The organism is Asticcacaulis sp. P4_H10 (assembly GCF_056400965.1).
On sequence record NZ_JBFUKH010000006.1, the window covers coordinates 267,472 to 280,944 of the forward strand.

A 13,473-nucleotide genomic window follows, 5' to 3' on the forward strand; every position below is an offset into this window, starting at 1 on the left:
ATGGTCTTTCGCAGATTTATGTTCTGCATATGTTCCGGTTCGGCCAGTCTGTCAAGACCAAAGGTAGCGGCGCGGAACGCGGCCTGCGATGCGCGTCAGCAATTCGTAGGCGATGGTGCCGGACAGGTCGGCGACTTCATCGATATTCTGCTTCGGCCCCAGGATCTCGACCCAGTCATCCGTCATGACGTCGAGCCCGGTGACGTCGAGGCTGCACAGGTCCATCGAAATGCGGCCTGTCAATGGTTGCCGCTGGTGCGCGACGTGGGCAAATCCCTTGCGGGCAAAACTGCGCATCAGGCCATCGGCGTAACCAATGCCTAGAGTGGCGACGCGCATGTCCGACTTGGCGGCGAAGGTCGCGCCATAGCCGATGGTCTCACTGGCGCGGACGTCACGGACCTGGAGGACGCGCGCTGACAGGGTGGCGACGGCGCGCAGATGCGGTGTGGCCTGGCCGAACGGTCCGCCGCCATAAAGGCATATGCCGGGACGCGTCACGTCCAGGCAAAAGTCGGCGCCCAGGAAGTGGCCGGCGCTGTTGGCCAGGGATGCGGGTACGCTGGGGAACTGTGCGGTCACTTCGCGGAAGGCTGTCAACTGTTGCGCATTCATCGGGTGGCCGGCTTCATCGCCGCACGCCAGATGGCTCATGACCAGGGTCAGGTTGTGCCCGCCGCGATCGGGTAGCGCCGCGACCTCGTCGGGGCGGATACCCAACCGGTTCATGCCCGTGTCGACGTGCAGGGCGGCCTTGATACCGACCGGGCCGGAAATCCACTGTTGATACTGAGCCGGGGTGTTCAAAACGGGCCGCAGATCGTGGACGGCAAAGGCGACCGGATCGCTGAGGCCGTCGAGGACATAGATGACCGGGCCGCCGGCCAGAATGCCGCGCAGGGCAATGCCTTCTTCCAGGCGGGCGACGAAAAAGGTTTGCGCCCCATGCTTGACCAGATGCGGCGCTACGCCGGCGCAGCCCAGGCCGTAGGCGTCGGCCTTGACGACCGGCGCGACCTCGGCGCTACCCGCGCGCTTTTGCAGCGTGCGATAATTGGCAAGCAGGGCACTCAGGTCGATATCGAGACGCGCGGTCGGAGAGTCGGAAAGCATGGGATTCCGCTAACACAATGGGAGCCGAAAACCTATTCGCGATCGTAATCGTTGTAGCGTTCCGGGTTCGCCAAATTGCCGAAGCGGGTGAAGTTTTCTTCGAACGAGACGCGCACCGTGCCGATAGGACCGTGACGCTGCTTGCCGATAATGACTTCGGCGGTGCCGCGCGTGCGGTCCATGTCCTCCTGCCACTTCAGGTGTTCCTCGGTACCTTCCCGCGGTTCGGCCCGGCCGAGATAGTAGCTTTCGCGATACACGAACATCACGATATCGGCGTCCTGCTCGATCGAGCCCGATTCACGCAGGTCAGACAACTGGGGGCGTTTGTCGTCGCGGCTTTCGACCTGACGCGACAGCTGTGACAGGGCGATGACCGGTACGGCCAGTTCCTTGGCCAGCGATTTCAGTCCCATGGTGATAGTCGAGACTTCCTGGACGCGGTTCATGTTCGAGCCGTCGCCGATGGTGACGAGCTGAAGGTAGTCGACGATGATACAGTCGAGGCCCGATGTGCGCTTGAGGCGTCGCGCCCGCGCGGTCAGCTTGGCCAGGGACAGGCCGCCGGTGTCGTCGATATAGAGCGGCGAGGCGGCGATCTCCATGGCGGCCTCTTTCAGGCGCATGAATTCGCTGGCATCGATTTCGCCCTTACGCATCTTGTCCGAGGCGACGCTTGAAGCATCGGCGAGAAGACGCGCGGCCAACTGGTCCGCAGACATTTCGAGCGAATAGAAGGCGACGACGCCACCGCTGACCGTCTTGCGTGTGCCGTCGGGCTGCGGCTCATAGGCATAGGCCTTGGCGATATTCATGGCGATATTGGTCGCCAGGGCCGTCTTACCCATCGACGGACGGCCGGCCAGGATCAGCAGGTCGGACTTGTGCAGGCCGCCCATCTGCTTGTCGAGGTCGGCCAGGCCCGTCGAAATGCCCGACAGGCCGCCGTCGCGGTGGAAGGCTTCTTCGGCCAGGTGCAGGGCGCCCGAGACGGCTTCGGAGAAGGGGACGAAGCCGGTGGAATTCGAACCGGTCTCGGCCATGGAAAACAGCTGCGCTTCAGCGACCTCGATCTGTTCGCGCGCGCCCATTTCCCCATGGGCTGCCTTGGCGATTTCACCGCCCAGCCGGATCAGTTCGCGGCGGATGGCCAGTTCGTAGATAACGCGGGCATAGTCGTTGGCATTGGCCGCCGGAGGTGCGCGATCGACCAGGTCGGCGAAGTAGCGGATACCGCCCAGGTCCTGGAAGGCCTGGTCGGACTTGAATTTGTCGAGCAGAACAATGGGTTCGGCCAGATGGCCGATGCGGATCTGCTCTTCGATCGTCGTGAACAGCCGCTGGTGGAAGGGTTCGTAAAAGTGGCGCGCTGCCAGGCCATCGTACAGCCGTTCATAGGCGCCGTTGTCGAACATCAGGCAGCCGAGCAGGGCCTGTTCCGCCTCCAGGTTATGAGGAAGCGAAGCGGGGGCGGCGTCCATCGAGGACAGGGGGAGGGGGGCGTCGAGCATGGTGGGCATCTAAAGACTTAAAGCAGGAAAGCAAAGCGTCGTAACGGGCCAAATTAACGCCGTCCACATCTCTCGATTCACAGTCTGTGGATAGCGGGGATAGATACGGCATATGAGCGCGCCGGGCCTGAAATTCCATAACGCCGGTCGTTTGCGAAATGCGCCTGAAGGAATGCCTTTTTATCAACAGTTTGGCTGTCACTGTTCATGAAAAAAGAAAGCCCCCGCGGTTGCCCGCGGAGGCTTTTCCTCAGATGACGTACGGATCAGAACGACTGGCTGACCCGGGCGTAGAGGTAACGGCCATTAAAGCCGAACGGCGAGAAGCGCGTGAAGGCCAGGGCGCCTGCGCCATTACCGCTGGTGACGTTGAGGCTGGCGGGCGTGGCGTCCGGATATTCATCCAAGACATTGTCCGCGCCGATCGTCACGAGCGTGTTGGTCCGGAAGCGGTAGCTGGCCGACAGGTCGATCAGCGTATGGTCTCCGGTCTGGATGTCGTTGCTGGCGAGCGCCGCCGGTTCTGCGACATTGCCGTAATAGGTGGCACGGGCATTAGCGGCCCAGCCGCCCTTGCTCCAGTCAACCGCGACGGTGCCCTTGTTCTCAGGCGCCGAGCTGGTCAGGATCTGCTGGCGGACGCGCGCAAACAGAACAGGCTGCGGGCTGAGCGGCGAGTTGGTGAGGGTCGGCAGACGATCGATCTCGGTCGTGTTGTTGTTCCACGCCAACGACAGGTTGAAGCGGCCGTAGTTGTCGGTCGGGATGCGATAATTGGCAACGACATCAATGCCTTTGGTCGTTGTGTCGACACCATTGATGAAGAAGCGCGCCGCCGTCACGTTATATGGGGCCAGCAGGCTGGTGATCTGGCCGCCGGACAGATTTTCCGACAGGACGATGCGGTCATCGATATCGATGCTGTAACCGTCGACCGTCACTTCGAACGGACCCTTGCGCCAGACAAAGCCCAGAGTCGCGCTGGTCGAGGTTTCAGGCTCAAGCGCTTCGGCGCCCAGAAGCTGGGCGATTGGGCTCGTTGCCGGGAAGGTGCCGGTTTCCAGAATGACCGCCGGGGTCACCGCCGTATTCAGGTTGCTGGTGGTCGAGGTGAAGAACTGTTGACCCAGCGACGGCGCGCGGAAGCCGGTCGAGACCGAACCTCTGAGGGCAAAGGCGTCTGTAAAGTCGTAACGCAGGGCCAGCTTGCCCGAAGTGTTGCTGCCGAAGTCCGAATAGTCTTCGTAGCGGACGGCGGCGTCGTAGGACAGCTTATCGGTAAAGTCACCGGCCACGTTGGCATAAACGCCGACGCTGTTGCGGTCTTCGTCAACCGCATTGCCGGGCTGGAAGCCAGGGAAGCCCTGCGCACCCGCTGGCTTGCCGGTGACCGGACCCGGCGCATAGGACTGCGGCTCACCCTCGCGAATGGTGTAGTTTTCATCGCGGGCCTCGAGACCGACGGCCAGGGTCAGAGGGCTGGCCAGGCCGACATCGAACGGACGGCTAAGGTCGGCGTTGAACACCAGTTGATCGTAGATCAGGCGGCCATCATAGAAGGCAATGTTCGACGCGGGGCCATAGGACGCGTTGACACTGTTGCGCGTACGGAAATCGATCGTGTTCTGGCCAGTCGTCAGGCTGTAGTCCTGGGTCCATTCGCCCCACGATCCGCGCACGCCGATGGTAGCCGAATGGTCTTCCGAAGTGATGGCGATCAGCGGCAGGAAGCCGTTCGGATACAGGGCGGCGACATTGCCCGACGCATTGCTGTGGCGGAAGAAGGCGGCGCTTTCCGACTTGATCTTGTTGAAGCTGGCATTGCCGTAGACCTTCCAGCTGTCGTTCAACGGCACGCCGGCATTGACGAAGACCGAGGTCGTCTGCTGGTCCGGATCGCCATAGCGGGCGGTGACGATCTTCTGGCTGGCGACGGTAGGATCGGTGTCGATGTCGGCGCGGTTGGTGAAGCCGCGGTCACGGTAATGACCGGACACGGTCAGGAAGCCTTCGTCGCCGATCGGCAGGCCCAACCATCCGGACAGGTCGGTGGTGCGCCCGTCATTGGCGTGACGCGTTGAGTTGGCCGGCTCGACGTCGGTGTCGTATTCGCCGTAGCCCAGGGTAATATTGCCGCCTTCACGGGCTTCGCGCAGGTGCAGGTTCAGCACGCCGGCAATGGCATCGGAACCGTACTGCGCCGAGGCGCCGTCGCGCAGGACTTCGACGCGGCTAAGCGCGGCTTCGGGAATGGCGTTGAGGTCGACGGCGACCGAGCCACGGCCGGCGGAGCCGTTGATATTGACGAGGGCTGAGGTGTGGCGGCGCTTGCCATTGATCAGGACCAGGGTCTGGTCGGGCGACAGACCGCGCAAGGACGCCGGGCGGACGGCGTCGGTGGCGTCAGTGCCCGATGGGCGCGGAAAGTTCAGCGACGGGGCGACGCGCGACAGGCCTTGCGCCAGCTCGGTCGAGCCCAGGGCTTCGAGCGAGCGCGTGGTGACGACATCGACGGGGACGAGGGTGTTCAGTCGCGAGCGGTTGGAGGCGCGCTGACCGGTGACGACAACTTCGGTGCCGTCTTCAGCCGCTGGGGCGGCCGGCGCGGCCGGGGCCGCTTCTTGGGCGTGGGCCGACAGGCCTAAAGACAGGGCGAGGGACAGGCCAAGCGCCGTCGAGCGGTACAGGCGTGCGGTCGTGCGGGGTGCGTGTGCTTTGATCATGGGGAGGATCTCTCAGCTATCGGTTAGTGTGTGGGTCGTCTTATTTCCGACATGGTCGGTTTTAATTGCGCCTTATTTGATCCCCGGGCGCCATATTTTAAAGAGGGCATCGCCGCACATTTATTAAATTCCGAGATTAGAAAAACTACAGTTCCGTTTTAAAAGCGGCATTTTTCGCTTGTTTTCTAAGGCAGTGCAGCACTGTAAGTCGTGATCACAATTCAAGGGGTTTGAAATTAATTTCGTGTAATGTTTATGGTAATTTTATTTGGGGTCACTTTCGAGGGCGCGGCAAATGCAAAAACGCCCGGCAGCCGAAGCTACCGGGCGTTTCCTCGACAATAGTGTCGGGCTGTTAGAGCAGCTGCAGGTTGGCAGCCGACGTCTTGCCACGCTCAGTAACCAGCTCGTAGCTGATCTTTTGGTTGTCGTTCAGACCACGCAGACCGGCCTTTTCAACAGCACTGATGTGAACGAACACATCGCCGCCGCCTTGATCCGGCTGAATAAAACCATAGCCCTTGGTGGAATTGAACCACTTGACCGTACCTGTTGCCATGATTGGCCTCCTTGATATCGCACCTTCGTGCAGAGAGGCAAACGTGAGATTACGCCTGCCGAAATCCGAAGTTAGCGATGTCCTGAAGAGCGCCAGGTGGCGGATCAGCTGGGGTATCCTAAATCTCGAACGAGGGCACTCTATGCAGTTTCTCGCTTTTGGCAAGAAAAAACCCCGGAGGGCGGACCCTCCGGGGCATCTTCTCTAGCAAAAGCCTGTACTTACGCCTCGTAGGGCGCGTCCTGCATAGCCTTGCCGGCGCCGCCTTCGAGCATGTCGGCAGCAGCCTCTTCGTCAGCGAGACGGTCTTCCTCGAATTGCGAGGCGATGACATTCTCACCGGCGGCCTGACGATCAGCCTCGTCGGCCGAGCGGGCCACGTTCACCGTGATGGTGAGCGAGACTTCGGCGTGCAGGCGGACCTTCAGGCTGTGCAGGCCCAGGGTCTTGATCGGCGTGTTGAGCACGATCTGGTTGCGTTCGATCTTGCCGCCGGCCTCGGTGACAGCGTCCGCGACGTCGCGGGCGTTGACCGAGCCGTACAGTTGACCCGAGTCACCCGCCTGGCGGATCATGACGTAGGTCGAGCCGTCCAGTTCGCCAGCCGTCTTTTCAGCGGCTGCCTTGTTGGCGGCGTTACGGGCGACGATCTGTTCCTTCTGGGCCTCGAAGACCTTCAGGTTGGCGGCGGTAGCGCGCAGCGCCTTGTGCTGCGGCAGCAGGTAGTTACGAGCGTAGCCGTCCTTGACCGTGGCGATATCGCCGATCTGGCCCAGGTTTTCCACGCGTTCAAGCAAAACAACTTTCATGTGCCTAACTCCTTACTTCACAACGTAGGGGAGCAGGGCGAGGAAGCGGGCGCGCTTGATGGCCTTGGCCAGTTCGCGTTGCTTCTTCTGGCTCACAGCCGTAATGCGGGACGGCACGATCTTGCCGCGCTCAGAGATATAGCGCTGCAGGAGCTTGATGTCCTTGTAGTCGATCTTCGGCGCGTTGGCGCCCGAGAACGGGCATACCTTACGGCGACGGAAGAACGGACGACGGGCGGGGCCGTTACCGACGGGAGCGCCAGGCGTGGCGGCGATGGTGTTTTCTTCAGCCATGTGTCTGTCCCTTACTCGGCAAAGGTTTCTTGGCGTTCGGGACGATCACCGCGCTCAGGGCGGTCACCGCGCTCGGGGCGATCCGGACGGTCGCGGCGTGCAAGCACGGGCGACAGTTCCAGGTCGAGCTCTTCGACGCGGACGGTCTGGAAGCGAATGACGTCTTCGTTGATCGACAACTGACGTTCCATTTCCTTGACAGCCGCGGCCGGAGCGTCGAGCGCCAGCAGCGAGTAGTGTGCCTTGCGGTTCTTCTTGACGCGATAGGTCAGGTTGCGCAGGCCCCAGTATTCGATCTTGGCGATGTGGCCGCCATTTTCTTCGATCAGGGCTTTCAGGGTGTCGTTGAGGGCTTCCGCCTGTTGTGGCGAAATGTCCTGCCGCGACATTACGACGTGTTCGTAATAGGGCATTTTTATCCTCTTCCGATGAGAAGAGCAGCGTGAGCGACGGCGGAAGTCCGGCGGCCACGATGGTTCAGTTGATCCGCGGATGCGGCTGACCACTCTTCAAGGGAAGCGGGCGTATAGAGGAAGTTTGTAGCAAAGGCAAGCGTAAGCAAGCATTGACGCCTGGCTCTCCATTACAAACGCTTCATGACAGGCTTTTAAGTTGTCATTGGGCGGCCGCGTCGTCAGGGTGTATACATCCGCTCCGGTTCAGGGAGCAATCAAGACGGGATAATAAGATGAAGAATACGCTCGCTATGGTGTCGGCTGTATCTGTTCTGGCCGTGATGACTTCGGCGCCGGCCTTTGCGGCCACCTCTAGGGAAGTCGAACTGGAAAATGTCGCGGCGCGCGTCGTTGTGACGGCGGAAAACCGGGGAGACGTCGAACTGAAGGTGGCATACGCCGCCAACAGCAAGCTGCCCAAGATCATGGTCCACATGGAAGGCACCAAGCTGGTTGCCGACGGCAAGCTCAAGATGCGCGGCCTGCAGTGCCAGGGCGCGGACGCCGTCAAGATCAACGGCATCGGTGTCGTTACCAAGGCAGAGCTGCCGGTCATCTATATTAAGGTGCCGATGGATGCCGATGTCTCGGTCGGTGGCGCCAGCTTCGGTCAGATCGGCGCGACTTCGACGCTTGACTTCAGCCAGGGCGGCTGCGGCAACTGGACGGTTGGCGACGTCGCCGGCAAGGCCGAGATCAATATCGGCGGCTCGGGCGACGTGAATGCCGGCGATACCCGCGACCTGGAGGTCAATATCGGTGGTTCGGGCAATTTCCGTGGCAAGTCGGTGGCGGCGCTTGAAGCCAATATCGGCGGCAATGGCGATATCGAACTGGCCCGGATCAACGGCAGCGCTGAGATCAATATCGGCGGCTCTGGCAATGTCGCAGTGGCTGAAGGTTCGATGCCGAAGCTGGAAGTCAACATCGCCGGCTCCGGTGACGTGCGTTTCGGCGGCGAGGCGAGGGACGTGCAGGTCAATATCGTTGGTTCGGGCGATGTCCGCGTCAAGAAGGTGTCGGGAAACATTCAGCGCTCGATCATGGGCTCGGGCAATGTCATTGTCGGCCAATAGGTCAGGGACCTAAAGATTACCGGCTATCGAAAGAGCTGAAGCACCCACGACTGCGACTGGTTGGCCATGGACAATGCCTGGACAGCCAGTTGCTGCTTGATCTGCAGGGACTGCAGCCTCGCCGCTTCGACGGCCATGTCGGCGTCGACCAGCCGGCCTATGCCGTCGGTCATAGTGTCCTGAAGCTTGCCGATAAAGGTCTGGTGGCGTTCGATCGACTTGGACGACGTCCCAAGCTTCGACAGCGACGATGAGACATTGTTGATCGACGAGTCGATCGAGGCGATCAGGTTCTGGGCGTCGGTCGCTGTCGCAAAGGTGGACGCGGCGGTCAGCATAATAATGCCCCCGCCCAGCGACAGGTTTTGCCCCGTCACGGTCATGCGGCTTATGCCCTTGGCGTCGGCCAGGGCGGAGATCGAGGCCCGGGAACCATTGAGCAGGTTGATGCCGTTGAAGCTGGCATTTGCCAGCGTTTTGGTGATCTGGTCGCGGATCGAATTGAAGTCGTTTTTCAGCGCGTTGCGCGCCGTGGTGTCGAGCGAGGTATCGGACGCCGCCAGCGCCTTTTCCTTCAGCTCGGTCAGCATGTCGGACACGGAATCGCCGGCCGAGAGGGCGACATCAACCGCCGAAGAAGTGCGGGAGAGTGAATCTTTTACGGCGTCGAGAGAGCGCACTTCCGAGCGCTGGCTCTGGGCAATCGCCCATATGGCCGGGTTATCCTTGGCGCTGTTGATCTTGAGGCCCGTGGAGATACGGTTCTGCGTCGTCATCAATTGCGAATTGATGGCGTTCAGATTTTGCAGGGCGATCATCGCCCCCGTATTCGTGTTGATGGAAGACATCTTCCTGTCTCACCACTCCGATCATCCCGATGACGTTCTGTCGCCGGAGGCACAAGCCCAGCGCTCAGTATCTCATGGCGTGCTTAATGGTAACTAAACACAGGTGCCGCATTCGTAAATAAAGTGATGTGTCTGTTCCGGTTTGACAAAGCGTCATGTCTGCGTAGACATTAATTTGTCTGACATAATAGACGGCGGCCCGCCGGGCCGTTATAAAAACCACCGAAACGCCACCATCCAGAGTACCGACATGACCCATCCGAGCCCTGCGTCTTCGCGCCGAACCTTCCTGACCGCTGCTGCGAGCACCGGCCTGATCGCCGCAGCAGGCACGGAGCTGGTCCTGCCGGCGCACGCCAAAAGCAAGGCAAGCAAGGGCAAGACAAAAATGAAGCCGATCGTTAATCCCGTCGTCCTGCAACGCGCCGATCCGCAGATATTCCGGCACAGCGACGGCTATTATTACATGATGGCTTCGGTGCCCGAATACGACCGGCTGGCGATCCGCCGCTCCAAGACCCTGGCGGGACTTGTCGAGGCCGAGGAGGCCGTCGTGTGGCGCCGCCCTGTCGAGGGCAAGATGGGCGGCTATATATGGGCGCCGGAACTGCATCATTTCGACGGCCAGTGGCACATCTATTTCGCTGCCGGCGACAGCAGCGAAAAGTTCCATATCCGCACCTATGTCCTGAGCAGCAGGGGCGCCAATCCGCTGACCGGCCAATGGAGCCTGACTGGGCAACTCGAGACACCATGGGACACCTTCACCCTCGACTCGACCGTGTTCGAGCATCGCGGCGTGCGCTACATTGCCTGGGCGCAAAGCGAGCCCGGCATCCAGACCAACAGCAATGTCTATTTGGCGCCGCTCAAGACGCCAACGACCCTGGGAGCTCCGCCGGCGCGCCTGACCGTGCCGACCCTGGCGTGGGAAATCATCGGCTACAAGGTCAATGAAGGCCCGGCCATACTGGCGCGCAACGGCCGCCTGTTCATGACCTATTCGGCATCAGCCACGGACCACAACTACTGCATGGGGTTGCTGACGGCGTCCGCTGACGCCGATATCATGGATCCGGCATCGTGGACCAAGTCGCCTGAGCCGGTGTTCCAGAGCTCGCTGGAAAACAATATCTGGGGGCCTGGCCACAACAGCTTCACGGTCGATGAGCAGGGCCGAGACGTGCTGGTCTATCATGCGCGCGACTATAAGGAGATCCCAGGCAATCCCTTGTTCGACCCGAACCGCCACACCCGCATCCAGCCGATTCATTACACGGCTGACGGCGTGCCCGACTTCGGTCTGCCGCTCGCCAATGGCCCGGTTGCGGGCTGAGGTAAGTTATTACTGAATCGGTCCATCGGGTTCCTTGCCGGCAGGTCTCTTGAAGTCCTGATGCCTGCGTGGCAGACAGGACCTGTGCAGGTTTGCGGGAGACGGTATTGGTTTGGGGATGGATCAAGGAGCGCGAGGCCGAAGCGGCCATGCGCCAGGCGGGTAAAGACTGGCAGCGCCTCTGCTGGGAGGTCGATCTGTATATGGGAGAGCTGCGCGACAGTCTTTCCGACCACGATATCGAGGACATCAGCTTTCACAGCCAAGGGTGTTTTGCCCCTGTCGGGATTGTGGCTCGGTGCTGTCTGACCAACGGGCCAATCACCGACGCCGAAGCCCGCATTTTTAACATTATCGACATGACCAAGCGCACGGCGGAGGTCTATAACAAACGGCACGCGGCGGGTGAGCCGTTTTACGACGACGCCATCATCATTATCGAATACCTGATCCAGTTCGCAGCGCTGGAACAACGGGCCCGGGGCGAGGCTTACCGGCCGGCACAGGATCGGGTCATTGCCTTGCTGGAACGAATCGCCCAAGCGGCCTTCCTGGCCGACGCCTTCGTAAGTGAAGAAGAAATTGCCAGGTTTTCGTACATAACCAGCGAACTGCGCGAGTGGGCGGCGGATAACATTGATGACTGGGTCGAGCGCTACCGCATTCCCGCTTTGCCCGGCGTCGAAGAGCCAGATCCTCAGGAGCGCAAGCGGGGGGAGGCTTCGGACGAGGACGCCTCTGACCATCCGGGCGGAGACGCGCCGGACGCGGGTGACGAAGACCTTTCGGGCGCTGAGGATGAAAATGCGCCGAAGTCTTCGGACGGGGCGGGGGCTGATGTCCCGGACGCCAGCGAGACGCCTCCCGTGATCGATGACAAGGACACTCTGGAAGCCTGTCTGGCCGATCTGCACAAGTTGGTGGGGCTGCAGACGGTAAAGGCCGAAGTCGAGACACTTGCCAATCTGGCCAGGATCATGTCCCTCAGGAAAGAAAAGGGAATGTCCACGCCTGAGCTATCGTTTCACGTCGTTTTTACCGGCAATCCCGGTACGGGCAAGACTACGGTGGCGCGCATCCTGTCTCGCCTTTACCGCCATCTTGGCCTGGTGTCGAAGGGCCACCTGATCGAGATCGACCGCTCGGGGCTTGTGGCCGGCTACATCGGGCAGACAGCGCTCAAGACCACTGACGTCGTCAAGAAAGCGCTGGGCGGTGCATTGTTTATCGATGAAGCCTATGCCTTGGCCGGGCATTCAGAAATGGACTTCGGCGCTGAGGCCATAGAAACGCTTTTGAAGCTTATGGAAGACAACCGCGACGACCTCGTCGTCATCGCCGCCGGTTACATAGCGCCGATGGAAGCCTTTCTGTCGTCGAACCCCGGTCTTCGTTCACGCTTTGCCCGCCGCATCGATTTTCCGGACTACACAGCCGGGGAGATGTTGCAAATCTTCGAGCGCCTGGCCAATGGTGCGTCGTATCGTCTGGACGAAGGCGCGCGAACGGCTTTGGAAGTCTATTTCGATGCAGCCGTGCGCATGAAGAATGACACATTTGCCAATGGTCGCGATGCGCGCAATCTATTCGAAAAGGTGATGTCTGCGCACGCAAACCGTATCGCACGTCTCAGCGACATTAGTGAGGACGCGCTCGTCCTTATCCGGCATGAAGACGTGCTGGCTGTCGCAGGCGGCTGACGCCGGCGTTTCTCGTAACGGCGATATGACCACAATAAAGACTTAACCCTGCGTCTGGTAACTTCTCGGCAAAGTACAGGAGTAAACGCAGTGTCTAAAGTCATGGTCTTGATCTATCTGGGCGTCAAGGGGCAGCTCAGCATTGCGCTCTGGACGGCTTCGGGCGGCATAACTGCGCCAGAAACCTTCGCTGTCAGCGATGAAAAGGCGTTCGAGACGGCCGTCCTGGCCTATCTGGACGCACAAGGTGCGCCCTATATCTCGGCGGCGGCGATTTCGGCGCCTGGCTGGGAACGTGGTGGCATCCAGTACATGCCCAATCATGGGTATGATCTCGATCGCGACTGGCTGCGCAAGATCCTCAATATCCAGCGCGTGCACCTGGTCAATCCGACGGTCGCGCGCGCCTTGGCCATCCCGCATCTTGGTAGCGGCGACATGTTCGCCCTGTCGGAGGGCTCGGTCGAGCACGATGATATGGCCAAGTGCATCATCGGGACCGGACCCGGCCTCGGCATGGCGATCCTGCTGAAGGACGATCACGACCAGTGGACGGCGTTTTCCGGCGCCGGCGGCCATGCTGACCTCACTGTCTCCACAGAAGAGGAATTTCAGATCCAGCGCCGGCTGCGCGCCGAGTTCGGTCACGTGTCGCGCGAAACGGCCGTCTCGTTGAGTGGTTTAAGCCGCGTCTGGCGATGCATGGCGCAGATGGACGGCATTGAAGACGCTGAACTGCCCGAATTCGAGGCGGTGTTTTCCCTGGCGAAGTCGGGCGACGCGCGTGCCCTGCGTGCCGTCCACCTGATCATCAAGTGGCTCGCCAAGGTGGCGTCAGACATGGTGCTGTTTTCCGGCGCGCGCGGCGGCGTTTACCTGTCCGGGCAACTGCTTGACGAGTTGTTGCCCTATATCGACCACGCGGCTTTCTACGAGGACTTTATCAAGCACGCGACAATCGACTCCTTCTTGGGCGAGGTGCCGATATATGTCATCACGACGGGCGAAGCCGACTTCAAGGGGCTGATTACGCTCTTCCACTAAAGCAT

Annotated in this window: 12 protein-coding genes; 4 read left to right on the plus strand and 8 right to left on the minus strand. The window is 60.7% G+C overall.

All coding sequences use genetic code 11. The features are described from left to right. Window positions 1-51 precede the first annotated feature (51 nt). The 7 genes from alr to rpsF form a co-directional block, all read right to left on the minus strand. Entirely contained in the window at window positions 52-1,113 is a 1,062-nt protein-coding gene (gene alr / locus AC1DON_RS13085) for an alanine racemase (protein ID WP_476935240.1), read from the minus strand. Between the two features lie 32 nt (window positions 1,114-1,145). Beyond that, on the minus strand, window positions 1,146-2,624 hold the full coding sequence (locus AC1DON_RS13090; RefSeq protein WP_476935241.1) for a replicative DNA helicase: 1,479 nt from the start codon (window positions 2,622-2,624) through the stop codon (window positions 1,146-1,148). 266 nt (window positions 2,625-2,890) lie between these two features. After that, entirely contained in the window at window positions 2,891-5,347 is a 2,457-nt protein-coding gene (locus tag AC1DON_RS13095; protein ID WP_476935242.1) for a TonB-dependent receptor plug domain-containing protein, read from the minus strand. A gap of 355 nt (window positions 5,348-5,702) precedes the next feature. Next, complete coding sequence (locus AC1DON_RS13100) at window positions 5,703-5,906, minus strand: cold-shock protein (protein ID WP_192619998.1); 204 nt, start codon at window positions 5,904-5,906, stop codon at window positions 5,703-5,705. Between the two features lie 221 nt (window positions 5,907-6,127). Then, a complete protein-coding gene (rplI, locus tag AC1DON_RS13105; RefSeq protein WP_476935243.1) occupies window positions 6,128-6,715 on the minus strand; it encodes a 50S ribosomal protein L9 in 588 nt (195 codons plus the stop codon). 12 nt (window positions 6,716-6,727) lie between these two features. Next, complete coding sequence (gene rpsR / locus AC1DON_RS13110) at window positions 6,728-7,009, minus strand: 30S ribosomal protein S18 (RefSeq protein ID WP_476935244.1); 282 nt, start codon at window positions 7,007-7,009, stop codon at window positions 6,728-6,730. A gap of 11 nt (window positions 7,010-7,020) precedes the next feature. Next, window positions 7,021-7,422 (minus strand): 30S ribosomal protein S6, encoded by a 402-nt coding sequence (rpsF, locus tag AC1DON_RS13115; protein WP_476935245.1) that lies wholly within the window; start codon window positions 7,420-7,422, stop codon window positions 7,021-7,023. Window positions 7,423-7,697: 275 nt separating this feature from the next. Between rpsF and AC1DON_RS13120 the strand changes: the two genes are divergently transcribed. After that, window positions 7,698-8,540: a GIN domain-containing protein gene (locus tag AC1DON_RS13120; protein ID WP_476935246.1), complete on the plus strand. Its 843-nt coding sequence runs from the start codon at window positions 7,698-7,700 to the stop codon at window positions 8,538-8,540. Window positions 8,541-8,563: 23 nt separating this feature from the next. Here the strand turns inward: AC1DON_RS13120 and AC1DON_RS13125 are convergent, their stop codons facing one another. Further along, window positions 8,564-9,388: a flagellin gene (locus tag AC1DON_RS13125; protein WP_476935247.1), complete on the minus strand. Its 825-nt coding sequence runs from the start codon at window positions 9,386-9,388 to the stop codon at window positions 8,564-8,566. A 250-nt stretch (window positions 9,389-9,638) separates the two neighbouring features. Between AC1DON_RS13125 and AC1DON_RS13130 the strand changes: the two genes are divergently transcribed. The 3 genes from AC1DON_RS13130 to AC1DON_RS13140 all read left to right on the plus strand — a co-directional run bounded on the left by AC1DON_RS13130 (window position 9,639) and on the right by AC1DON_RS13140 (window position 13,468). After that, a complete protein-coding gene (locus AC1DON_RS13130; RefSeq protein WP_476935248.1) occupies window positions 9,639-10,724 on the plus strand; it encodes a family 43 glycosylhydrolase in 1,086 nt (361 codons plus the stop codon). A 107-nt stretch (window positions 10,725-10,831) separates the two neighbouring features. Continuing rightward, window positions 10,832-12,424 carry an AAA family ATPase gene (locus AC1DON_RS13135; protein ID WP_476935249.1) on the plus strand — a complete coding sequence of 531 codons (1,593 nt, stop codon included), beginning with the start codon at window positions 10,832-10,834 and terminating at the stop codon, window positions 12,422-12,424. A 90-nt stretch (window positions 12,425-12,514) separates the two neighbouring features. Further along, complete coding sequence (locus AC1DON_RS13140; protein WP_476935250.1) at window positions 12,515-13,468, plus strand: glucokinase; 954 nt, start codon at window positions 12,515-12,517, stop codon at window positions 13,466-13,468. Window positions 13,469-13,473: the final 5 nt, after the last annotated feature.